At 44.5% G+C, this 22252-nt stretch carries 21 protein-coding genes and 1 pseudogene; 11 read left to right on the top strand and 11 right to left on the bottom strand.

The features are described 5' to 3' along the window. The first annotated feature begins 34 nt into the window (after positions 1–34). Both KFE26_RS04350 and KFE26_RS04345 read left to right on the top strand, forming a co-directional pair. The gene (locus KFE26_RS04350; RefSeq protein WP_212599760.1) at positions 35–520 is read left to right on the top strand and encodes a hypothetical protein; all 486 of its coding nucleotides are present in this window, start codon (positions 35–37) and stop codon (positions 518–520) included. Positions 521–597: 77 nt separating this feature from the next. Next, positions 598–926, top strand: a pseudogene (locus KFE26_RS04345) (transposase); the annotation flags it as partial. A gap of 113 nt (positions 927–1039) precedes the next feature. On the opposite strand, the gene KFE26_RS04340 reads toward KFE26_RS04345, so the two are convergent. Next, positions 1040–3454 carry a TonB-dependent receptor domain-containing protein gene (locus tag KFE26_RS04340; protein ID WP_212599759.1) on the bottom strand — a complete coding sequence of 805 codons (2415 nt, stop codon included), beginning with the start codon at positions 3452–3454 and terminating at the stop codon, positions 1040–1042. Positions 3455–3612: 158 nt separating this feature from the next. Here KFE26_RS04340 and KFE26_RS04335 point away from each other — a divergent pair, with 158 nt between their 5' ends. After that, complete coding sequence (locus KFE26_RS04335; RefSeq protein WP_212599758.1) at positions 3613–4017, top strand: GNAT family N-acetyltransferase; 405 nt, start codon at positions 3613–3615, stop codon at positions 4015–4017. 38 nt (positions 4018–4055) lie between these two features. Here KFE26_RS04335 and KFE26_RS04330 read toward each other — a convergent pair whose 3' ends face one another. Further along, positions 4056–4406, bottom strand: coding sequence for a hypothetical protein (locus KFE26_RS04330; RefSeq protein ID WP_131525100.1), 351 nt, complete (start codon positions 4404–4406; stop codon positions 4056–4058). Positions 4407–4486: 80 nt separating this feature from the next. Next, entirely contained in the window at positions 4487–5029 is a 543-nt protein-coding gene (locus KFE26_RS04325) for a GNAT family N-acetyltransferase (protein WP_113939804.1), read from the bottom strand. A gap of 168 nt (positions 5030–5197) precedes the next feature. On the opposite strand from KFE26_RS04325, the gene KFE26_RS04320 reads away from it, so the two are divergent. Then, positions 5198–6214, top strand: a complete 1017-nt coding sequence (locus KFE26_RS04320) for a GGDEF domain-containing protein (protein WP_212599757.1) — start codon at positions 5198–5200, stop codon at positions 6212–6214. 36 nt (positions 6215–6250) lie between these two features. On the opposite strand, the gene KFE26_RS04315 is transcribed toward KFE26_RS04320, so the two are convergent. Then, a complete protein-coding gene (locus KFE26_RS04315) occupies positions 6251–6481 on the bottom strand; it encodes a hypothetical protein (protein WP_212599756.1) in 231 nt (76 codons plus the stop codon). A 71-nt stretch (positions 6482–6552) separates the two neighbouring features. Between KFE26_RS04315 and KFE26_RS04310 the strand changes: the two genes are divergently transcribed. Further along, a complete protein-coding gene (locus KFE26_RS04310) occupies positions 6553–6969 on the top strand; it encodes an META domain-containing protein (RefSeq protein WP_113939802.1) in 417 nt (138 codons plus the stop codon). Between the two features lie 73 nt (positions 6970–7042). Here KFE26_RS04310 and KFE26_RS04305 read toward each other — a convergent pair whose 3' ends face one another. Then, positions 7043–8377: a dicarboxylate/amino acid:cation symporter gene (locus KFE26_RS04305; protein WP_212599755.1), complete on the bottom strand. Its 1335-nt coding sequence runs from the start codon at positions 8375–8377 to the stop codon at positions 7043–7045. Positions 8378–8586: 209 nt separating this feature from the next. Further along, positions 8587–8883 carry a hypothetical protein gene (locus KFE26_RS04300; protein ID WP_212599754.1) on the bottom strand — a complete coding sequence of 99 codons (297 nt, stop codon included), beginning with the start codon at positions 8881–8883 and terminating at the stop codon, positions 8587–8589. 213 nt (positions 8884–9096) lie between these two features. Here KFE26_RS04300 and KFE26_RS04295 point away from each other — a divergent pair, with 213 nt between their 5' ends. Further along, positions 9097–9540, top strand: coding sequence for a GNAT family N-acetyltransferase (locus KFE26_RS04295; protein WP_105250107.1), 444 nt, complete (start codon positions 9097–9099; stop codon positions 9538–9540). Positions 9541–9649: 109 nt separating this feature from the next. Here KFE26_RS04295 and KFE26_RS04290 read toward each other — a convergent pair whose 3' ends face one another. After that, the gene (locus KFE26_RS04290) at positions 9650–10945 is read right to left on the bottom strand and encodes an aromatic amino acid transport family protein (protein WP_028761640.1); all 1296 of its coding nucleotides are present in this window, start codon (positions 10943–10945) and stop codon (positions 9650–9652) included. Positions 10946–11396: 451 nt separating this feature from the next. Next, the gene (locus tag KFE26_RS04285) at positions 11397–13961 is read right to left on the bottom strand and encodes an acylase (RefSeq protein WP_212599753.1); all 2565 of its coding nucleotides are present in this window, start codon (positions 13959–13961) and stop codon (positions 11397–11399) included. A 258-nt stretch (positions 13962–14219) separates the two neighbouring features. On the opposite strand from KFE26_RS04285, the gene yjjX reads away from it, so the two are divergent. The 3 genes from yjjX to KFE26_RS04270 all read left to right on the top strand — a co-directional run bounded on the left by yjjX (position 14220) and on the right by KFE26_RS04270 (position 18538). Then, on the top strand, positions 14220–14780 hold the full coding sequence (yjjX, locus tag KFE26_RS04280; RefSeq protein ID WP_173246621.1) for an inosine/xanthosine triphosphatase: 561 nt from the start codon (positions 14220–14222) through the stop codon (positions 14778–14780). 4 nt (positions 14781–14784) lie between these two features. Next, a complete protein-coding gene (locus tag KFE26_RS04275; RefSeq protein ID WP_212599752.1) occupies positions 14785–15834 on the top strand; it encodes a bifunctional helix-turn-helix transcriptional regulator/GNAT family N-acetyltransferase in 1050 nt (349 codons plus the stop codon). Positions 15835–16075: 241 nt separating this feature from the next. Further along, the gene (locus KFE26_RS04270; RefSeq protein ID WP_212599751.1) at positions 16076–18538 is read left to right on the top strand and encodes an ankyrin repeat domain-containing protein; all 2463 of its coding nucleotides are present in this window, start codon (positions 16076–16078) and stop codon (positions 18536–18538) included. A gap of 118 nt (positions 18539–18656) precedes the next feature. Here the strand turns inward: KFE26_RS04270 and KFE26_RS04265 are convergent, their stop codons facing one another. After that, positions 18657–19859 carry a serine hydrolase gene (locus tag KFE26_RS04265; RefSeq protein WP_212599750.1) on the bottom strand — a complete coding sequence of 401 codons (1203 nt, stop codon included), beginning with the start codon at positions 19857–19859 and terminating at the stop codon, positions 18657–18659. 251 nt (positions 19860–20110) lie between these two features. Further along, a complete protein-coding gene (locus KFE26_RS04260; RefSeq protein WP_212599749.1) occupies positions 20111–20428 on the bottom strand; it encodes a hypothetical protein in 318 nt (105 codons plus the stop codon). A gap of 167 nt (positions 20429–20595) precedes the next feature. Here KFE26_RS04260 and KFE26_RS23970 point away from each other — a divergent pair, with 167 nt between their 5' ends. Further along, positions 20596–20775 (top strand): ankyrin repeat domain-containing protein, encoded by a 180-nt coding sequence (locus KFE26_RS23970; protein ID WP_249195583.1) that lies wholly within the window; start codon positions 20596–20598, stop codon positions 20773–20775. Then, positions 20772–20912, top strand: a complete 141-nt coding sequence (locus KFE26_RS23965; RefSeq protein ID WP_249195582.1) for a hypothetical protein — start codon at positions 20772–20774, stop codon at positions 20910–20912. Before KFE26_RS23970 ends, KFE26_RS23965 begins: the two co-directional genes overlap by 4 nt. Positions 20913–21031: 119 nt before the next feature. Here KFE26_RS23965 and nqrF read toward each other — a convergent pair whose 3' ends face one another. Then, positions 21032–22249, bottom strand: a complete 1218-nt coding sequence (nqrF, locus tag KFE26_RS04250; protein WP_105250115.1) for an NADH:ubiquinone reductase (Na(+)-transporting) subunit F — start codon at positions 22247–22249, stop codon at positions 21032–21034. Positions 22250–22252 lie beyond the last annotated feature (3 nt).

Here is a 22252-nt window from a genome sequence, read left to right as displayed (position 1 = left end):
GCATATACATAGACCATTAGAGTGCACAGACCCCATGACCGATAACGCCATCTTATTACAGCAACTTCAATCTTGTGCGTGGGCAGCCAACGTAGGTCAGCCAGAGGAAACAGCAAAGACATACGGTACATTAGAGGAGATCGCCGCTTTTCTTGAATCCGATCCTGAAGCCTTTTTTGAAACACCTTACGAAATCCAATATGAAAGCCTGTGTGTAACAGATCATGACTTGGCTAATTCGTTAAAAACAAAGGCAGTAGTAAATGATGTGCATGCTTGGATTTCTGACAGCGAAGTCGATGAAATTTCTAAGTCAGCTTACCTCGCCACTTGGAAAATTATTCCCGTTGCAGAAATATGCGCGCTGACATCCGATGACGCTAATACGCTCGCAACACTGCTACTAGCTGACGTTAAACTTTCAGCCTTTACGAGTGAACGCCTATCTTGGTATCTCTGTGGAAGAATCCCCTTTGGTTATATTGGTACTTATCCAAACGGACAATGGCTCATTCTGTAGCCTTATACGCTAGCACCTTTAATTTTTCTGACTTCATCTAGGGTCTATTGAGCTTTCGAGGATGATTTTTAGACAGCATGCCAATACTGATGCTAACCAATGCACGCTGGGAAACACTATTTCATTTAATGAAAAGCACAGGCCGTGTTTATGATAAACCTGAACATAGACAAACATTCGAAGGCATTCTTTACCGCCTTCTAGCAGGCCCCCCTTAGCAAGATTTACCCAAAGAGTTGGACCATTGGAGTACGGTCTTTAGACGGTTTTATTTATGATCTAAAAAGACATTCAGGCCTATTTATTCAAAGCTTTAGTGAAAATGGCCGACACGGAATGGGTCTTTATTGATGGCTCGATAGTGCAGACTCACCAGCACAGTGCAGGTGCACTGAGTCATGAGTCATGAGAGTTACCCTATTGTTTAATTGGTAGTGGATACCTTTATCAAACGGGTAACTCTCAGTTTTATCTGTCGTCCATGAATATCAAATAATGGCTAATGCACAGGGTATTCGTTTAGAAACGTACATTCATACCAACCCAGAAGTTACGGGCCTTATCTTTGTTATTAAAATCATCAACGTAAGATGCTGTGTATCCGTTTTGGCCATTATCGTCAGAGACACAAGTGGTGCTAGTGTCACTACATTCGGTGAAGACAATATCGTATGAAGTAAAATCTTTATCAAACAAGTTATTTACTCGCATGTTGAAGGTGACAAACTCACTCGCCTGATAAGAACCACCAAGATGGAACACGTTATAACCTTTATAGTAGAGTGCAGCATCATTAATGATATCCCAAGAGCGATAACGTTTAGCACGGTATTCTGAGGTCAAGAAGACGTTAAATGAGTCGGTCAACTCCCATTTTAATGTCGCGTTTGCCATATGCTTGGCACTGTTCCCGAGTGGACGGCCTTGCTCTGCACCGCTTTTCTGCTCGCTATCTGTGTAGGTATAATTAGCATTTAACGTTAAGGCATCTAGAATTTCCCAACGTCCCGCGAGCTCAGCACCTTGAATAGTAACTTTATCTATGTTGACTGTTTTGCTACTGACTGCATAACCTAAATCAGCATATTCACCCGCATCGGAACATTCTATGCTCGTACCTTTACCACAGGGTTGTGAAGCAATCTTATCGTCAAAGTCATTTTTAAAGATAGTGACGTTAAAATTATGGCCATCTGGATGAGACCAATACAGGGCGACTTCGCTGGACACACTGGTTTCAGCTTCGAGATCTGGGTTACCAAATTGCGGTGAGGTTCCTTGGCCACCAAAGCCAACGACACCATCATACAATTGTGTGGTTTTAGGTGTTTTAAAACCTGTGCTCACCCCACCCTTTACAGTCCACTCATTATTAATGGTGTAAACGCCGTATAGACGTGGGCTGAGTTGGTTGCCAAATATTTCATGATCATCATGACGTAAACCCGCAGTAACAGATAAATCAGAAGTCATGCTCCATGTATCTTCAGCAAAAACAGACCACATATTGTGTTCTTGTACTGCGCCCGGCGTACCTTCTTCCATACCAAATACACCGTCTTTCAACTCACCACGAATCACCTGCGCCCCCGTCACTGCGACATGATTTCCTGCAGCTTCAAATGGAATATCGAGTTTCATATCAAGCGTATATTGATTACTTGCCATTTCGCGTTTAGGTCTAGGCAGGAAAGTGGATTCAGCAATCGCTTTACGTTCGGCTTCAGTCATGCCGGTGTAATCCCCTTTACCATCAATCATCTGCAGTAGTAATACTCGTTCAGCAGTGGTAAATGGCAGTGTGCGGCCATTATTTTGTGTGTCTACATAGGATAGTGACACAAAGCTTGTACCAAAATCCCAAGCACCTTCATGGGTTAACGCCCAAGCATCACGGGTAAATTTTTGAGTCTCGCTGTAACCCGCTCGCGGATTTGATCGTCTTGCCCATTCACCACCGCTGGCTAGACAAGCAGCCTCACGGGAACCTACGCCGCCTTTACAGAAGTTACTGGCAATCCAGAGACTATCGATATTATCAACAGTACCAAGCGGATACTCGCGTTCACCGTTATCATTGATCAGTGGCGTATTATCATAATCTTGAGATGAGGAATCTAAATCAAACCAAATTTTGTGATGTTCATTTAGTGTCCAACTTAAACTACCACCTAACATATGATTTTCGTTATCGACGGTTTTACCGCCACCACCAAAACCAAGTGAACGAGTGCGTACTTCTCCATTAGGATAATCTACTGGTGCGTACTCTGGTGTAGACCCCATTCGATCATAAATACTGCCATGAATCGATAACCCAAGAACGCCTTTAATGAGGGGACCCATCACGCTGAAATCGGTAGTGATATCTTCGCCATAGGCATCATTGGTTTGATGAGTTCTGCTGTGAGTGATAGAGCCAGACCATTCGTCGCCCACTTTTTTAGTGATGATGTTCACCACACCACCTAGAGCATCTGCACCGTATAACGTTGATGCTGGCCCACGAATAACTTCAATTCGATCAATAGCATCAAGTGGTGGTACATGACCAAATTGATTGCCACCAAAACTATTTGGATAAATATCACCATGGTTATTCTGACGCTTACCATCGACAAGGATTAAGGTATAGTCAGATCCCATACCGCGTAGACTGATGGTACCTTGCCCTGTTTTATCACGGGTTTCACCAATATCAACCCCTTCCAAGTCACGCACTGCATCTAGGAGAGTGGTATAAGGTTTTATCATCAAATCTTCTTGGGTGATAACAGAAATACTGGCTGGTGCATCAACCAATTTCTGTTCATATCCAGAGGCAGTAACAACCATAACTTCCATTTTTCTGTCGGGAGCCTCTTCGGCTTGGACAAAATTACCCGCAAATACAGCGGTAATGGCAACTGCCAAGCAAGTTTGACGAAATAACATAAACCTCTCCTGTTTAGTAAACTTAGTTTACAAATGTAACCAATAAATGATTTCGCGAATGATAATGATTAACATTGGCGAGATCAATCAAAAGTTAAATACAACAGAAATAACATTTACGTTTATAAAGTAATCACATTCCAGAAAGAGTTTTTGACATGAACTTTGAAGTTATGAGTGAAGAAAATATCGCGATTGTGGATGCGCTGGTAGACGGCGTTCGGCAATATAATGCTGGGCTCTTAGGACCCGAGAAATCAGTACCTTTGACTGTCATTGCACGTGATGAAGCTGGCAAGTTGATTGGTGGTCTGGGTGGTCGAACTATCTATAAAAACTTCTTAATCAATGTCGTCTGGGTTGATGAGCAAACCAGAGGCACAGGGCTTGGGCGTAAACTGATGGCACTTGCAGAAGCAGAGGCGAAACAACGCGGTTGCCTAGTAGCCCAAGTGGATACCTTATCGATTCAAGCCCCTGTGTTTTATGAAAAACAAGGGTTTGAGATCATAGGCACTGTCACCACTGACCCTCAGCGCATCTTTCTGATGAAGAAGTATTGATCAAAAAAGCGATTGAGAAACGGACTGAATTAACACACTCAGCAATGATCGAAATGGGCGTTTTGCATGCAGAGTAGACCAATCTGCTCTTGGGATAAAATAGCGCATTCTAACGCGCTCTTGGAGTTTACACGGCTAAGTTCCTTATCGGTCAGTCGCGTAATCACCGTCGAATAGGCATTGGTTCGACCACAATCGAGCCAAATATTCCCCACTTGTACCCAATAATGCTGCACTTGCCCTGAATCGGAGATAAACTCGACTTCAAATCCCCTCGCCTCACATTCATGGTGAGCGCACTCAGATAGGACCAATCTCAAGTTGTCCCAAGCCGATAAATTGACTTCGGCATAGGCCGTTAATAGTGACTCAACAAATTGTACATTCATGTATTTATCTCCGTTATTTAACCTGAACTCGGGTTATTTACACAGTAGAGATTGAATCCTTAATTTCTATCATCGAACAACTAAGCTTGGGTCTTTGCCGCCATTAAATAATAATCTCTTGCCGAAACGGTGAAAAAATCCACAACCTGCATGTGCGCTTTACCCGAGTGAGCGGCAAAGGAACGTTCATTATCTTCAGCAATAAAGGTCAACATATAGCTAAAATGCGGAGCAACTTGGCGACGAATTTCATGGACTAATGCCTCGAAAATCCCTTGCCCACGGTAGGCTTGCTGCACCCATATCGGCCCGTATTGGCAAGAATTGACCTTAGTTAATTTAGGTCCATCCCAATCGAGTTGCCCCAAACGATTCAACAAAGTGCGGTAAATGGGCCAATGTTCGAAAAATCCCCAACGGCCTGCAATCACGTAACCGACGATCTGCTGCTCAACCTGCGCCACCACGACCCAATGGTGCTGCACTAATTCGCTCAATTCACTGTGGGAAAAAGCTTGCCCTTGTAACCCCATACTGGCGGAAGCTAATTCATCATTAAGATGTTTTTTCTCTAGCATCGCTAATAAATCAACATCTTGAGGTAAGGCTAGTCTAATTTTCACAATGTTCTCACAGCATTATTTCGGCTTTGGGCCCAATTTCAGCCCGCCAGTATACTCGGTTGGGTTAATAGGCACAGCAAGAACAAGGCAATATTTAGGGCTTTGATTTGCTAAATATCCTTTTATTTCCCAAACTTAATGGATATTTAGCCATAGTTAGGCGTTTGTATGTTGCCAGAAACAATTAATCCCAACTTGAGTTTACTTGATACCGATAATCAACAAGTCAATCTCACACGCTGGATGCACCAATGTGAGCTCATCAAAAGCTATTACAACGCCAACACGGTTTTCATATTCCAAAAAATCAGTGCAGGGTTTGAGATCATCGTCAGTTCAATCACTGAAACACCGCAATTTACCGCAGGCACTTTATATCCACCAGCACTCGAACTCTTCAAACAGATACAAAACAGCCAACCTGATGGTTTATATCAAAACCTCGGCAGCTTTATGTTAGAGGATTTACCAAGGGATTTTGATGGTATTCAGCATATTCTCTCACGTCCTATCGTTTGGCCGGATGGTAGCCAATTTGGCGCCCTGTGCGTACTCAACCCACATATGGCAGACCCGCTAGTCAATGCCGCTATGCTCGAACCATTTCAGATTTTACTGCAACAGGAATTATCCCTTCTGTGTCAGAACCATAGAATTGAATCCCTTTCGATGCGCGATCAAGAAACGGGCATGCTCAACCATTACGGCTTCTTGATGATGGCACCAAGGCAGCTCAATTTAGGCCGCCGCTTTGGTGCCCATGCAGGTATCATCTTCTTTGAATTACTGAGTCCGGATAACACGCCCATCCCCCTCGAAGATAATCACCACAGACTGTTAGGTAAGTTAATCCAAGATACGATACGGACCGCCGACGTTGCCGCCCACTACAACAGCACTCAATTTGTGGTATTGGCCTTTGTGGATGGTGAACGAGATATTCAACATATTATGAAGCGGGTAGAAAAACAGTTAGAACAGCAAAACCACCAGCTTAAACTCGATGCGAGTTACAGTTTCTTCACTCCAGAATCCAGCGCTAAGCTTGCACCTATGATAGAACTCGCGCGGGGCAAACTCGATTCAATGCGCCCACCTGTACCACAAGCCGCAGACACGCCAGTAGAACCCGCCATTGACTCAAGCTTGTACGATAATCCCGCCGCAGATTCGGCAGAGCTTTGATTTAATGAAATTTAGGCTTAATTAGGCAGTACAAAATTACTTGGAATGCTCATCTTGGCGCTTCGCCCATTGGATAAACAGCACCACAGGATAGGGCGACATTAAGACCAACCCTAAACCAATCAGACTTGAGATCAATAACATGCCGCTTATCTCTAGACTCCATTGCGTCAACATATAAAACCCAAGTCCACAAACTAGCATCAATACACCTAACCAATGTAAAAACTTCAACAAATTCAGAGTACTTTTAATTGAGCCTGTCATATAAACCCCTTTAGATCTTACGAAAAACTTGTCACACTATGGCCATAATCATGGAAAAAGGAACCGCAACGATGTTAAAACAAACATTCATCTTAGGTGCATTACTCTTAGGCATCACAGCCTGCCAAAGTGCCGATATAGCCCCAAATGATACCATTCCATTAGAAGGCCGCTGGCACATTGAAATGGTTCAAGGCCAACCGACTATCGATTACAGCCCTGCGCAAATTACCTTTGAGGCCGAAGGTAAATTACATGGCAACAACAGCTGCAATAACTTTTTCGGTCAATATACTCAGCAAGGCGAAGAGCTTAAGCTATCTCCTGCCGGTAGCACAATGAAAGCCTGCGTGGATGCCCTAATGCAGCAAGAGCACAAAGTGATGCAAGCTATGCCATTAGTTACCAAAGCAAAATTAGTGCAAGGCCGACTTACCTTACTTAACAGCGACGACAAGCCAGTGTTAGTGTTAAGCCAAATGAAGTAACCATAAAACTTGTCAGCATAAAAAAACCGCCAATGGCGGTTTTTTTAGTTAACGAACCAGCAATAAAAGCTCCCTATGCTTTGACACTCTTAGCCGCTGCAATTTCGAGGGCGATATTCTGTTCGGCTATTACGGCGCTTTGATCTATGTCGGCATTATAATGCGCCATATCCAACTCATCTTCAGACTTTGCAATGACAGTCGTCGCCACTAAGTCACCGGAGACGTTTACCACAGTACGCACCATATCTAAAATACGGTCAATTCCCGCAATCAATGCCACCCCTTCTAAGGGAAGCCCTACGGTTGTGAGTACTAAAGTCAACATCACTAAACCCGCACCGGGCACACCCGCAGTACCAATAGAGGCCAACGTCGCCGTTAAAATAATGGTGAGATAATCGACGACAGTCAGGTCGATACCAAACGCCTGTGCCACAAACAGCACTGTGACCCCTTGGTATAATGCTGTGCCATCCATATTGATTGTTGTGCCTAGCGGTAATACGAAGCTAGAGATCTTCTTATGAACCCCCAAATTTTCACTTGCACACTTCATACTCACAGGGAGCGTGCCCGCAGAGCTCGATGTGGTAAACGCCACTAACATGGCATTGCTAATCCCTTTAAAAAACTGCAGCGGGTTTAACTTTGCAAATCCGCGCAGTAAAAAACTATAGAATCCAAGCACATGAATAATACAGCCAAGATACACAGCAATAATAACTTTGATCAGTGGCCAGAGCATATCAATCCCATACTCCCCCGCTACCCAAGCCATTAGCCCAAATACACCGTAGGGTGCGAGCTTCATCACCATGTCGGCCATTTTATACATGGCCTCAGCTAAACTTTCGAACACTTTAATTGCAGGTTTGCCATGCTCGCCAATCAGCACTAAGGCGATACCTAAAACAATCGCAAATACTATAACTTGCAAAATTTGCCCGCTTGCTAAAGCCGCAATAGGGTTCGTCGGCACTATGTCGATCAAAGTATCGACTAAAGAAGGTATTTCTTTGGCAGTTTGAGTCGCGCCTTCTGCCAATGACAAACCTAAACCAGCACCAGGTTGAAGAACATAACCGACAATTAAACCGATAGTGATCGCGATAGCCGTGGTAAAGAGATAAAACGCAAAAGATTTAAAACCAATACGCCCCATCTTGTTCGTATCTTGCATCGAAGTAACGCCCACAATCAGTGAGCAAAACACCAATGGCACAATCAGCATCTTAATGGAATTAACAAACAAGGTGCCTATCGGCTTTAAGTGAGTCGCTTGCTCGCCGAAGATGATGCCCACTAAAATACCTAGCACCATACCGATAACAATTTGCAGCCACAGCGGCACTGACATCCAGCGAGACCAAATACGGCCTAATGCTGACGACTTTTGTTTTGTCATATTGATAACCTTGAATTCGAAACTATGATGGGGCAAAGACCAAAACTAGCGCGCTAGTTTCTCAGTCTAAATGGGGCAATCGCCGAGTCTAGCAGAGGGGTTTTAATCGAGGGATGATCTGGGTCACGTTGAGCTAAACCGCCTTAAAATCAGTAATATTAACCAAACCAACTTTGTTAAATTGGCAGCTGAGATGTTAGTTTTCCTGCTTAAGCATCAAAATATTCTGTGACTTTTTTTGGTGCTATTTGATGACGATAAAGCGACGCAGGCGGTTGCTCACGCTCAATCAAATAACTCCAATAATCGTCATCAAAACCACTGAAAATAAAGTCGGACTTACCGTTAGCTTTTAAGACCAACCACCACCAAACTAAACCCCATAAACCAAAGCTCAACAGCGTTAAAATAAAATGCAGAAGATGATTTATCTGTTCATCAGCAGCAATATCATAGACGGGTAAAATCTTAAGTTTATAGCGGCGAGTAGACTTAATAAATCCCATCATTAACTCACTTAGTTCAGCGAAAGGACACTAAAGATAAGCCTAGCAGATAAGACTTTAGTCGTGCAAATATCCACAGCAATAAATAATATCAGTGCCTAACCTGCCACAGCCAAACTCGTTATCCCTCGTCGTTCCATGATAAAGTGAATCACAAAATGTTGTTTACTAAGCAAGAGCGGTATTGCCAAATAACCGCCTAGGAGTTGTAGTATGTTGATTCGTAAAGCTAAGGCTCAAGACCTAATCGCCTTAGTGCAGTTTAATCAGGCCATGGCCCAAGAAACCGAAGGCCTAGCCTTAGATGAAGCGACACTGACTCGAGGTGTGGGCACGCTACTTGAGAGCCCGCAAAAAGGGTTTTACCTGGTCGCTGAAATCGCAGGTGAGCTAGTCGGCTCGCTCATGGTGACATTTGAATGGAGCGATTGGCGTGCGAAGGATTATTACTGGATCCAGAGTGTGTATATTCGCCCGAAAAATCGTCGCCAAGGCATCTATGCCAAACTCTACAGCGAAGTCAAACAACTGGCCGAAGCCAATGGTGGTGCCGCAAGCTTCCGTTTATATGTCGAGCAAGAAAATCTCGCCGCACAGCAGACCTATCAAGCGTTAGGGATGAAGCAGAGTTACTACTTAATGTACGAAGAAAAATAAGCGATTCAAATCTTATACGTAATAAAAAAGGATCGGGCCAATGGCACGATCCTTTTCTTTTTACGACTCACGATTCACATTCAAACCGCATTCCTACTAAGATTAAAACTTAACGAAAGAAGCCAAACAGAATAGCCGTCATTGCCAATAAACCCGCTATAACCACGAAGATATTGCTGATGCGACCACGGTGCGCTTTTAATGCTGGCACTTTGTATACAGCATACATAGGCATCAAGTACAGGATAGCCGCGATAATTGGGCCACCTAAAGCTTCAATCATATTCAAAATACTTGGGTTTTTGATTGCCACGGCCCAAATCGTCACAAACATAAACACCAGAATAAATTTGTTGATTTTTTGCTCTGAAATGCCTTTTTTATTCGTGTCTAACTGCTTAACAATAATCCCCTTCATGCCTTCTGTCGCGCCCATGTAATGGCCAAAGAAAGAAGACACAATCGCGATAAAGGCGATTAATGGACCAAAGTAGCTCACAAAACCACTTGAATGCACGTTGGCGAGATAAGACAAAATCGGTAGATTCTGAGCTTTCGCTTCGGCCAATTGTGCTGGCGATAATGACAGCACACAAGAGAACACAAACAACATCACAAAGCCCACTAACATCATGGAAGTATTACGTAAAATAACATCAGCTTTGCGAGAAGCATTCGCGCCATGGTCACGTTTCAATGACACAGAAAACTGTGAAATCGCTGGAGAATGGTTAAAGGCAAACACTAAAACTGGAATCGTTAACCAAACTGTGCCTAAAAATGCACCCGCTTCTGGTACAACGAGTAAAGCATCCATTTTCCATTCAGGGATCAGGTAGATAGACATAAAGGCCAAAATACCCACCAGCGGATACACCAGCAATTGTGTCACTTTGAGCATGAATTTCTCACCTGCGACCATTACAGCCATCATACCGAGGATCAATACACCCGATAGAATGAAGCGTGGTGGCGATGCCATGCCTAACTGATTGACGATAAAGCTATCGACGGTGTTGGTAATACCCACACCGTAAATTAATACAATCGGGTAGATAGCAAAGAAATACAGTACGGTAATGGCTTTACCCGCGCCAACACCGAAATGCTCTTCAACTACTTGAGTAATGTCGCTACCAGGAATGCTTGATGAACAAACAAAACGAGATAAACCACGGTGGGCAAGATAGGTCATAGGACCGATGATCACTGCCATTAACACAAGAGGCCAAAAGCCGCCCATGCCCGCATTGATAGGTAAAAATAAAATTCCAGCGCCAACGGCAGTGCCGAACAAACTCAACATCCAAGTCGTGTCTTGGCGAGTCCAAGGTAAGTGTTTCGTTGAATCTAGATTCTGTGTGCTTTGAGGTGTTCCAAGAACACTGGTCGCATCTTTTTGCATATAAAAGTTACCTTACGGTGTGACTAGCATAATAAATTCGCGCTAAGGATAACCAAAAAAAGCCCATAAAAGTTGATCTGACACGGCTTTATGTAAGGGAATTTCATAATAAACTGATATTGAGATCTAGATCGCTGATTTAATGTAATAAGTTTTCAATACAGCATCAAAACATATACATAAAAAGCCACTTAAAAATACAAGATATTCACCTCAAGCCAAATCCAGTGACATTGCATAAGCGCCGAGAAAAACAGCTAACCGGGCGTGCGTCACAAAAATCAACAAAACGAGACCAGTCGCCGCATGCTCGCACCTAAGGTAGATCGAGATCACAGTCGTTAATGTTAAATTTTTACAAATCGCTATCAGTCGCAAACACGCATAAAAAACGGCTCATCCAGATTCAACTCCGAAGTGAGCCGCTAACGATTAAAGCGCAAAATCTGACTTATGGTTTTTGTAGTGTCAGCTCAGTTGTCGACACTACAGCAGGGGCTATGTCAGCCTCTTTGAACAACAAAGGACGGAAGCTTTTAGCGCTCGAGTACAAGATACTTTGATCAGCAAACGCAGGCATTAAGATATTACTCGACTCAGAGTAAGTTAAAATCCCCCGCGCCACAGGCCCCTCGTCGGTAAAGTTCACCGCCATCATCCAACTTGACCCGTAACGCACTTGGTACCCTTTCGCCGTTAAGCCAGAACTCATCGCCTTGCCAGTGACCACATCCATCACAGCAGCGTATTTGTGTTGCGGGATCAAAGTGTCATCACCCGACAAACTGGTTGAAAACACGTTGAATCCACCTTCAGCATTATGGCTACCCGGCCAAGGTAAACGCGACCCGCTTGGCGTTCCATCTGGCAGCGATTTCTCCACAAATTGCACATCCCCCAATGGCGCATCTAAGGCAAAGCCTGCAGTCTCAAGGTTAAGCGCACTGTGAGCCAAGGCCTTTAAGGCACTGCCATCCGTAGTCAAGGTTTTAGGTGTCGTTGCCGCATTAGCGGGATCGAATCCTTGGGTCAACATGGTTGTTTGGCTGAATAGATGGGCAAATTCACGTAGTAAAGCACCACCTTTACTGTCGTTATCTTGCTTACCGTTCCACGCCTTTAATGCCGCACAAGCCGAAGAGATATCCTTAGATAAACTCGCCGACACCACCACAGGTGTACTGCCTTGGGCATCACACTGGGCAATCAAGTCAGGCAGCACTAACTCGGCGAGATAACTGCGATTCGACAGCACAGCCGCTTCGAGTTCTTCCAAGCTGAACTTGCCATCAGCCCCCGCGGCGTCCTGCATTAAACTCAAGCCCATCCGTGTACGTAGTGATAGCTGTCCAGCCTCTGCGCCGTACATAGGCGAGAAGTAAGTCAGCGGTTCATTCAAGTTAGTCGACCAAAAGGAGTCATTGGAGTTTTGCACAAAGTCGCTGCGCTCAAGCTTGGGCGCACGTTCATAGGGCGTAGGACCATCGAAGCTAAACAACGAAGTGTTACCGGGTAAAATCGTAAATCCGGCTTTTGCCTTAGCCGCTTTAATATCCGGTGAGGTTTTTAACAACACGACTGCAGATTCGGATAATCCTGGCACAGTTGAGTCGTCGATATAGAAAGCATTGCCCTCTTTATCGGCGTACATAGTGTTATTAAAGATGACACCATCGTAGTCCTTAAATGCCTGTTGGAACTCTTCTTTGTTCGTCGCCATGTTCATGGCTAACCAATGGTCAACAGGGTCCATAGTCCCCATATTGGCATCTTGGATCATAAAGGCACTGCCATCATCCCAACCGAAAGGCGCTAAAGCGGGAGGAGCTTCGACCATAGGGCCTTTGGCCGTAGTATAAATATCTTTCTCGGCGACCAGCATGCCCGCAGGACCTGCATTCACTAGAACCGATACTGTCTCTTTGGTGATAGGCATAGGTTTACCATCAAACAAATACTGCATCCGATCACCCGAGACTAACTCAAGGTTATACATCACAAAATGCTCAGCGGTAGAGAAGGTATGAGTCCAAGCGAGATCTTTATTGAAACCAATATTAATCGGTCCTGGCATACCCACTAACGAGCCGCCCATCATATCTAAATGCCCTGGGATCGTAATATGGGATTGCCAAAAACGCAGGTTACCCGTATGCGGGAAATGCGGATTACCTAGCACCATGCCCTTACCATTTTCGGTTTTATCCTTGCCTAAACCCCAACCATTTGAACCTAAATCGCGGGGATTGGTTTCTGGTGTCGTGATACGAGCCGCGCGGGCAATCAACTTAGACTGCATATCGGCCACAAACGCAGTTTGGTCTTGGCTAGGCGCGGGCCCAACGATACGCGGCATGTATTCCTGTGCATCTCCTGGGTTAGCGTAAAAAATCAGATCGAGAAAGTTAGCTGCGCCCGGTAATAAGGCGATAGAAAACAAATAAGTCACCACATCTTCTGGCACTATGGGTTTCACCCAAGGCTGACCGCCACAGAAAGGTTCTGCCGTTTGTGTTCCCGCTTCGACATCAGCAAGATATTGGTTATAACCAGAGGTAAAACCTTGGATAAGTGCCCGAGAGTTTTCACTAAATTTCGGCCATTTTTCTTCGGCTTGTGCTCTGATCTTTAACGCTTTATAGGCAAAATCTGAGATAAGGTTACCGTTATCTTCCGCCGTGGGTTGACCCGTAGTGAAGTCAATCAACGCATGGGGACCAAAGTACATAGAACGCTGTGAGTTCGCCTTGATAAAACCATCGGCTAATACACATAAGTTGTCCTGTGCCTGCGCATAACCGCTGCCAAAACCTAAACTTTCTAAGTTGTCAGCTTGGATATGCGGCACGCCATAGGTAGTACGGCGAATACTCGCTTTGAGTAAACCATTGGGGGCAAAAGTTTGCAGTTGAGTTTCAGGTTCGGTAGGCGTAGTGCTATCTTCGCTATCGTTACAGCCGGTCAGTATTACACCGCAGGCCATTCCCATAGCAATCACGAGTTTGTTGAATTTCATTATTATTATCTCTTGGTTTTGGTTCCTTCAATGACATAGCCTTACTGCCTATTCCAGCCCAAATTACTGAAGGAGCAATAGTTGCATGTCGCTTCCTAGTCCCTAAGGCTGGCTATTGCCTCCCCTACTGTTGGCTTTTTTACTGAGCTTCGCCGACGACTGTGGCAGAATAGAAAACCCAAACGCTTAGACACCTCAGACCATTTAAGCAATGATTCAAACGAGCGTCCACATTAAAATCCAAAATAAATAACTTATATGCAACAAAACATTATTAAGATAAAAGTGGGTTCTAAAAACCCGGTAAAAATCAACGCGGCAACTAACGCCATGGCACAACTGTTCCCTGAGAGCATCATAGAAGCCAGCGGTATGGATGCCCCTTCTGGTGTTGCGGCGCAGCCAATGACAGATCTCGATACTCGCCAAGGGGCGATCAATCGGGTGCGCTATTGTCAACAGCAGGACCCGCAAGAGACTAAAGCCGACTACTATTTTGCGATGGAAGGCGGTGTCGATTGTTTCGACTTTTGCCCTGCCACATTCGCCTATATCGCGATTGGCCATAAAGACCAGCTTGCCATTGGCCGCAGTGCGATTTTACCTTTACCAATGCAAGTTTATCGGGCATTAGAAGCGGGGGAAGAACTCGGGGATGTCATGGATAGGTTGTTCAATACAATCAATATTAAGCAAAAAGGCGGTGCCATAGGTTTACTCACCCACGGCCATGCGACCCGTGAAAGTAATTACACCCAAGCGATTATTCTCGCCATGGCACCATTATTGAATCCTGATATTTACACAGTAGATTGTTAGTAATATGTTGCAAGAGGAATTAAAGCCCGCTAACTTAGTTGTGACATGCAACCAAACCTATTCGACTATGGCTCAAACAGACGCACCATTGGCTCAAGATCCCGCGAAGCCTGTGACTCAAACTAAGCAAACGACTGAGTCAGGCTCATCCGCCCAACTCAGGCATTTGTCTCGCTATCTGGTGAGAAATTTAGGCATGCTCAACGCCGCCTTTGGGGATTTACCCCTTTCGCCCGTGCAAGCCCATGCCCTGTTTGAGATAGGCAAGCAGCCCCTGACCATCAAAGAGCTTGCCTGCAAACTCAGCATAGATAAGTCCAATGCGAGCCGCGCTATCAAGCATTTGATCGATAAACATCTTGCCCAGAGTCAGGTGCACCCACGGGACAGTCGCTGCTTAGTTGTGCAACTGACACCTGCGGGTAAGAAATTACTCGTTAAATTGGATACTCAGCAGAATCAATTATTCCAAGGGATCTTAGCCCAACTGACTCCATTGCAAACTTCACAAATCGAAGAGGCCCTCGTGTTATATAACCAAGCCGTACATAACGCCAAGCAGCAAAGTGGTTGTCACATTCGCCAAGCCACAGCCCAAGATGATGCCGCAATTGCCAAAGTCATCCGCGATGTTTCGGCCGAATACGGCTTAACCGCGGATAAAGGCTATAGTGTGGCGGACCCGACCTTAGATTGCCTAAGCCAGATTTACTCCCAAGCGGGCGCCAACTATTGGATTATTGAATTAGAGGGCCGCATTTTAGGCGGCGCCGGTATTGCGCCTTTAGCTAACAATGATGGCGTCTGCGAACTGCAAAAAATGTACTTTATGCCAGAAATTCGCGGCAAAGGACTCGCAAAACGCGTAGCGTTAATGGCACTCGATTTCGCCCGCGAAACGGGTTATCAAAGCTGCTATTTAGAAACCACCGCTGTACTAAATGAAGCCGTAAAACTCTATGAGAAATTAGGCTTTGTACATCTGTCGGCTCCCCTAGGGAACACAGGCCACGACGCCTGCGAAATGCCGATGCTGCTAGATCTTAATCAATAGGATATGAAGCAGAATTCCAATCAAAGTAACAATGCCAAACATGTCATCATGCAACTTGTTTGGCATTATCAATTTGTATCAAAAAATGTTATTCAGACAGGATCATTTTAATTATCAGTCTTAGGGCATAGTTTTTCTTAACTTAAATGCATTAAAATATGGCAATTTTACCTCACTCAATTTTTAATAAATTGAAAGGTGTTTGATACCATTTTGTTAACGGCATTAAATAGGGAACATTATGCTCAGTTGGATTTTTAGTGATAAGAAACTCACACTTCGGGAAATATGCCTAGATAACACGCTTTCGACCTCGGTTAAAATAAAGAAAGTTGATCAATTTCTTGCCGATAGTGGAGATCTCAACTTTATTGATCTCAATGTTTCACCCTGCAATATATTAGTTCCACTATCTTGCAGTCCTCAGTCCGATTTAGTGCTTATAAAATACTTGCTCAGCAAAGGCGCTAAAATCGAATTTAATGGTTTCAGTGCCTTGCATTCGGCTATTGAATATAACAACTCAGAACTCGTTACCCTATACCTAGACTCTAGTGCCAATCTTTACTTTCAAAATCAATATAACAATTGCTGGCTCAACTATCTATTTCATCCTAATCCGCAATATATCTATCAAGACTATCAACGTAGAGACATGATCGATCTTCTACTTGCAGCTAACTTAGATATCAATAAACCGGTGAGTTTTTGGACCAATGGTGAATTAAATCACCCACTAGAAATATTATATGATGAACGCAATAAAGATCTGTTCCTGCATATCATTAATAAAGATATCCCATTAGACATTGGCAAATTAAGCCTAATTGAAAACATTATTTCTTCGAGCGAATTTTGGGGAGTAGAAACATTTTCTCCCTTAGTTAAACGCTTCCCTGCATTTAAAAAGTCACGCTATATTATGGCCAACGATAGCAGCTTCTGGGATGATGCTAATCTATTAGAACTGTGCGTTTACGCCAAAGCGCAAGACTACACTGAATACCTGTTAGACCATTATCCGCAGCTCAAGGCCGACTCCCACGCTAAAAGTTTGGTCTATGCGGCATTGACCTCAGAATTTGACCTTAGGATTATCGAAAAACTGATTAAGGCCACGGTCGATATCAATCGCATCTATAGGATGACACCGCCTGATGCCGACCATTCCCCCTTGCTCAACCAATATCTTGATCTTGCTAAATTTACCGATGTAAACAAACGGAATTACATCTATCAAGCCCTTGAACTCTTGCTCAAATATGGCGCTAATCCTAATGCCGAATTTGTGAATACGGGTAAAGCCTATGAGATGTTAGTCTGGTCGAACTTACGACTACTGATTTATCCCATGGTCGAAAACAAAACCTTTCTGCCCGAGTTCCTCGATCTGTTCCTGCAATATGGTATGGATATCAATAAAAAATTTGGTGCGGTGGATGAACCGACCTTACTCACCCTATGCCAGCGTGGTTCAGGTAAAGAAGATCAAGCAACACTTATCCAAGTGATGGAATATCTGCTCACCAAAGGGCTGGATTTAAGCCTCACCAATATCTACAACACTAACTATGTGTCCGCAGCGGCTATCTCCTGTCGAAGCCAACTACTTGAATGGCTCATTCACCAAGGCGGGGATATTTTTACCCATTGCGGCCACGATAACTCGCCCATTCTACACAAGGCGATTTCGACCTACTGGTGGGATCAAATCTCTGGCCCCATGCGGCGCAATACCGTAGAACTGTTACTACGACACGGAGCTAAAATTGAAGAGTTCTCAGTAGATGAGCAATTTACGCCATTGATGTGTGCCAGTTACTACGGCGCGCAGTCCTGCGTTGAGGTGCTACTCGAACATGGCGCCAACCCCAATGCCATCAATGCCGAAGACACCACCCCAGCCCTTTGCGCTGTGATAGGCGGCAGTTCAATCGAGTTCCCCCGCTTTGAATCAACGGCGGTGCGGATCTTAAGACTTTTGCAGCAATATGGCGCCGACTTAACCGTGACCAATAGCTTCGGCAATAGCCCGCTAATAGCGGCTATTGAGCAAGAATATAAAGAGATTTTCGAAGCGCTGCTGCAGATAGCCTCCTACAGTGAAACTCAGCTTGAGCAAGCACTTAGCAAAGCCCTGCCGCAAAGCTATTTCCAGCGCCGCCTGCTACAAACACTGGGGCGCGAGATATCGCCAGCCCCCACAACCATAGCCCACAATCGCGCAATACCAGCAACAGCTTCGAGCAATGCCGATCCTATGACGGCCAATCCGCAAGCATCTGAGGTGAATGTGACACCTGCCCCCGTCAAGCAAACCAAATTAGAGGTGAGTAATGCGGCGGCAAATCGAGATCAAATCCCAACGCTATTCGATCTCAAAACCAAAGTGCAGAGTTTTTTTAAACTGATCGCCACCGATCCGACGATCACAGTTGAGCAACTCAATTCGGTAAGAGTCCTTATTGATCAATTGATTGAAAAGCTCGACAACTTTAGCTTTTTCCGCAATCAAGCGACAAAGGCCGAATTTGAGGAAGGTGTTCAAGAATATATCGATGAAACCGTCGAAGAAATTAACGGAATTATCGAGGATGATTATCCAGCGCTTACCGAAGCTTTAGTCGATTCAGTTTGGACGATTTTGCAGTACTTTAGGGTTGAGATTGATATCGAGACCGCACTTAGAAAGCGCTTTTGGTAACGATTAGCACCTTAACTGCCAACGAGTACCAAGCATAAAGCCCTAACTTTGGGGCTTTATGCTTTCGAGACTCACACCATCTGACTTAGCCGCCTATTAGCCAACATAATGGAGAGACTTAAGGCTTAACATTAGACGCTTTAGCAAGCAGTAACTGGCTACGAATGATTTGACGTATCTGATTATGCAGTTCAAATACTCGAGCGCGATCATTAAGATTTAGCGATAGATTTTCCAGCATCACCAGATCCAAATTGAATTCAGGATAATGCAGTGTCATCGACATATAGCCAGATAAATAGCCCGTATGACTGTATTCGATGAGACCATCGTCCTTATTGATCCTCACCCCATAGCCATAGCGCATATTCGGCCATAAGAATTGGATCTCGGTATACGCCGTTGTCATCCGTTGATAACTCTTTGCACTCATCAACTTGCCAGAATGTAATAGATGCTGAAAGGCGGCATAAGCTGGCGCTGAAGCAATTAATCCCCCTGCGGGCAACAAAGCTTCATCAAGCACTAAGTCAGCAGGGGCAATCACCTCGCTTTCCTGTAAACCTACGGTGAGTGAAGGCACTTTGGCGTGAATCGCCTCAATACTGCCAAGCTCAGCACTCAGGCCATTAAGCTGGTATCGCGTTGCAAACTGCGCCACTTGCTCGGCAAAGGATTGGTGATTGACCTTCTCAAGCACTTGCCCAAGCAGTGAATAACCAAAGTTGGAGTATTCAAATTGGCTACCCGGCTCGAATCGATTGGCCTTACCCAGTTTATCGACACCCGATGTATGCGTTAGCAGTTGGTGCAGCGTAATCCGCTCGTCATATCGACTGGAATTAAGTGCATCCACACTTAGATTTGCCCCCGCCACAGTGCCTTTTAGCGCCTTATTATTCCCTTCAGCATCACCAAAAAGATAATGATTAAGCGAACGGTTTACCTCGAGTTTCCCCGAATCGACCGCCTGCAATATCAAGGTTGCAGTAATCTGCTTAGAGAGCGATGCCATCACAAAGCGCGAATCTTGACTAATACCTTCACCCTTTTGCAGTTCAAGCTGCGGCTTGCCCTCCTCAAGCAGGATAACACTGCCACTAAATGGCTGCGGCGAATCCTTTATCGCGGCTTGGATTAAGGTCTTAATCTCCGCCACCTTCGATACTGAAGATGCGGTTTGGCTTTCAACGGCAATAGAGTTACTGCCTTGCCCGATTTGCTCTTGTTCAGCACCTGTTTCTAATAACAAACCAAAACTATTGGCACTTGGGAATAATAAAAAACCAGTCAACAGGGTACTGATAACACTCAAACGCATGGGTTATCCTTAACGTAATTAACAAATAATGCTGCCTGCTAGAAAAAGCAAGCTTATCACAAGTGCTTTTTATGGATAATACAATTTAATCTTTACAATTGAATTATAAAGGAAATATTCCATATAAAAATGACACAACAAAGTGATGCCTAGGGCGACGAAGCTAATCCGAGCAGTATAAACCAAGTGGCAGTCTGCCCCAGTTTGTAGACTGAATATCTCAAGTTGCAGCTAATACACATTCAAAATGGCTATAAAACGACAATAGTAATAATTATCGCACCTAACATATATAAGCCTGCAGAAAGTGATATCGATTTTAGTGGGCTAAACGCCTCAACTTCCAACGTCTGTATATCTTCAATTTTGACTAGTTGCCCTTCTCCCTCGATATGCTGTTCCGTTGCACTTTCGACTTGAAATTCCATTTGTTCGCCAGAGATTGTGGTGACTTTGACCTTTTCACCTATGTAGCTGGATATCGACTGAGAGTCCAATTTAACTTCATTGAGTGAAGAGCATGCGCTGAGGGAGAAACAGATAAGTGATACTACTGCTAACTTTTTCAAACAAGCCTCCTAATCCCACAACTATTACATCCATGATAAGTTATACCTCTAGACATAAGCATTTAGGTATATGCTACTCAGCTTACGGAGTTTCGCCCACAAGTTAAAGAAACCTAGGCTAAATCCACTTAAATTAAATCCTTTGGATGAGGTTAAATAGCGATCAAATGAGCACAGAACTCATCGATGCGGTTAAAGCCAAAGATACGCTTGCTGTTAAGCGCATTATTGCAAATGACGCTAATCTTGAAGGCGTGGACAATGGCGGGATGACGGCACTCTTGCATGCCTGTGAGTTGCAGTCTTTTGAACTGCTCAAATTATTGGTGGATGCGGGGCCAATGTGAATCATCCAAACTCGCAGGGGTATCATCCGCTCGATATTGCTTACTGGCAGGGTGAGTTTCGCATGGGATGCTATACCGCTAAGAGTGAGCGCATGGTGAGCTATTTAACCCGCCACGGCGGCAAATCCTTTAGCTAGGTGAGGAGCTAAATAGCATCAAAATGCGAAAGCTAAAAACTGCGAAATGATAAAAAGCCCTATAAACAAAAATCGCGTTAAGCTGGGCCTAACGCGATTTTTTATTACTCACTTACAACCTAATCACCAAAGTCATCGAGTAGGATGTTTTCTGGCTCAACGCCTAGGCTTTCAAGCATCTTAATCACTGAAGAGTTCATGATTGGAGGACCACACATGTAGTACTCGCAGTCTTCTGGTGCCTTATGATTTTTAAGATAATTCTCATAAATCACATTATGAATAAAGCCAGTGTAGCCAGTCCAATTATCTTCAGGCAATGGCTCAGATAACGCCACATGCCAAACGAAGTTGTCATTCTCTGCCGCTAGAGCATCGAAATCCGCTTGATAAAACACTTCACGGGTCGAACGAGCACCGTACCAAAAGCTCATTTTACGTGTGGTTTTCTTACTCTTAAGCTGATCGAAAATGTGTGAACGCATAGGTGCCATGCCCGCACCGCCACCGATAAACACCATTTCTGCATCGGTTTCCTTCACAAAGAACTCACCGAATGGCCCAGAAATCGTCACTGTATCGCCCGCTTTCAGGTTGAAGATGTAAGATGACATCTTGCCCGCTGGCACATTGGCCGATGGCGGCGTCGCAATCCGCACGTTCAGCATAATGCGGCCCTTTTCATCGGGATAGTTGGCCATAGAGTAAGCGCGCAACACTTCTTCATTAACGGTAGAGACAATGTCAAACAGACCGTATTTGTCCCAATCGCCACGGTATTTTTCAGGAATATCAAAGTCAGCGTATTTCACCACATGGGCTGGCGCTTCAATTTGAATATAACCCCCTGCTTTAAAGCGAACATCTTCACCTTCGGGTAACTCAAGCAATAACTCCTTGATAAAAGTCGCCTTGTTATCATTAGAGATCACCTGACATTGCCACTTCTTCACCCCAAAGATTTCTTCGTCGAGTTCAAGTTCCATATCGGTTTTCACTGAGACTTGGCAGGCGAGACGACAACCTTCTTTAGCCTCTTTCTTGGTGATATGGCCCATTTCAGTCGGCAGAATGTCACCGCCGCCCGATTTGATTTTCACTCGGCACTGACCACAGGTTCCGCCGCCACCACAGGCCGACGGAATAAAAATACTCTGACTCGCCAAAGCGCCGAGTAACTTATCACCCGCGGCAACTTGAATGCTTTTTTCGGCATCTTCGTTGATGCTGATTGTCACTTCACCCGTAGCCACTAATTTCTTTTTGGCGATTAGAATCACTATCACCAATAGACAGACCACTAGCGTGAACATGCCTATGCCAATTGCCATTTCCATCGT

This window comes from Shewanella sp. M16 (genome assembly GCF_018224605.1).
Taxonomy (GTDB): Bacteria; Pseudomonadota; Gammaproteobacteria; order Enterobacterales; family Shewanellaceae; genus Shewanella; species Shewanella oncorhynchi.
This window is presented reverse-complemented; position numbering and strand designations above follow the sequence as displayed.

Excerpts from the sequence above, each read along its gene's own strand:
- KFE26_RS04265 (WP_212599750.1), bottom strand. The coding sequence starts at position 19,859 with ATGCGTTTGAGTGTTATCAGTACCCTGTTGACTGGTTTTTTATTATTC.
- KFE26_RS04300 (WP_212599754.1), bottom strand. The coding sequence starts at position 8,883 with ATGGGATTTATTAAGTCTACTCGCCGCTATAAACTTAAGATTTTACCC.
- KFE26_RS04335 (WP_212599758.1), top strand. The coding sequence starts at position 3,613 with ATGAACTTTGAAGTTATGAGTGAAGAAAATATCGCGATTGTGGATGCG.
- KFE26_RS04330 (WP_131525100.1), bottom strand. The coding sequence starts at position 4,406 with ATGAATGTACAATTTGTTGAGTCACTATTAACGGCCTATGCCGAAGTC.
- KFE26_RS04340 (WP_212599759.1), bottom strand. The coding sequence starts at position 3,454 with ATGTTATTTCGTCAAACTTGCTTGGCAGTTGCCATTACCGCTGTATTT.
- yjjX (WP_173246621.1), top strand. The coding sequence starts at position 14,220 with ATGCAACAAAACATTATTAAGATAAAAGTGGGTTCTAAAAACCCGGTA.
- KFE26_RS04290 (WP_028761640.1), bottom strand. The coding sequence starts at position 10,945 with ATGCAAAAAGATGCGACCAGTGTTCTTGGAACACCTCAAAGCACACAG.
- KFE26_RS04350 (WP_212599760.1), top strand. The coding sequence starts at position 35 with ATGACCGATAACGCCATCTTATTACAGCAACTTCAATCTTGTGCGTGG.
- KFE26_RS04270 (WP_212599751.1), top strand. The coding sequence starts at position 16,076 with ATGCTCAGTTGGATTTTTAGTGATAAGAAACTCACACTTCGGGAAATA.
- KFE26_RS04275 (WP_212599752.1), top strand. The coding sequence starts at position 14,785 with ATGTTGCAAGAGGAATTAAAGCCCGCTAACTTAGTTGTGACATGCAAC.
- nqrF (WP_105250115.1), bottom strand. The coding sequence starts at position 22,249 with ATGGAAATGGCAATTGGCATAGGCATGTTCACGCTAGTGGTCTGTCTA.
- KFE26_RS04305 (WP_212599755.1), bottom strand. The coding sequence starts at position 8,377 with ATGACAAAACAAAAGTCGTCAGCATTAGGCCGTATTTGGTCTCGCTGG.
- KFE26_RS04285 (WP_212599753.1), bottom strand. The coding sequence starts at position 13,961 with ATGAAATTCAACAAACTCGTGATTGCTATGGGAATGGCCTGCGGTGTA.
- KFE26_RS04295 (WP_105250107.1), top strand. The coding sequence starts at position 9,097 with ATGTTGATTCGTAAAGCTAAGGCTCAAGACCTAATCGCCTTAGTGCAG.
- KFE26_RS04320 (WP_212599757.1), top strand. The coding sequence starts at position 5,198 with ATGTTGCCAGAAACAATTAATCCCAACTTGAGTTTACTTGATACCGAT.
- KFE26_RS04310 (WP_113939802.1), top strand. The coding sequence starts at position 6,553 with ATGTTAAAACAAACATTCATCTTAGGTGCATTACTCTTAGGCATCACA.
- KFE26_RS04315 (WP_212599756.1), bottom strand. The coding sequence starts at position 6,481 with ATGACAGGCTCAATTAAAAGTACTCTGAATTTGTTGAAGTTTTTACAT.
- KFE26_RS23970 (WP_249195583.1), top strand. The coding sequence starts at position 20,596 with ATGAGCACAGAACTCATCGATGCGGTTAAAGCCAAAGATACGCTTGCT.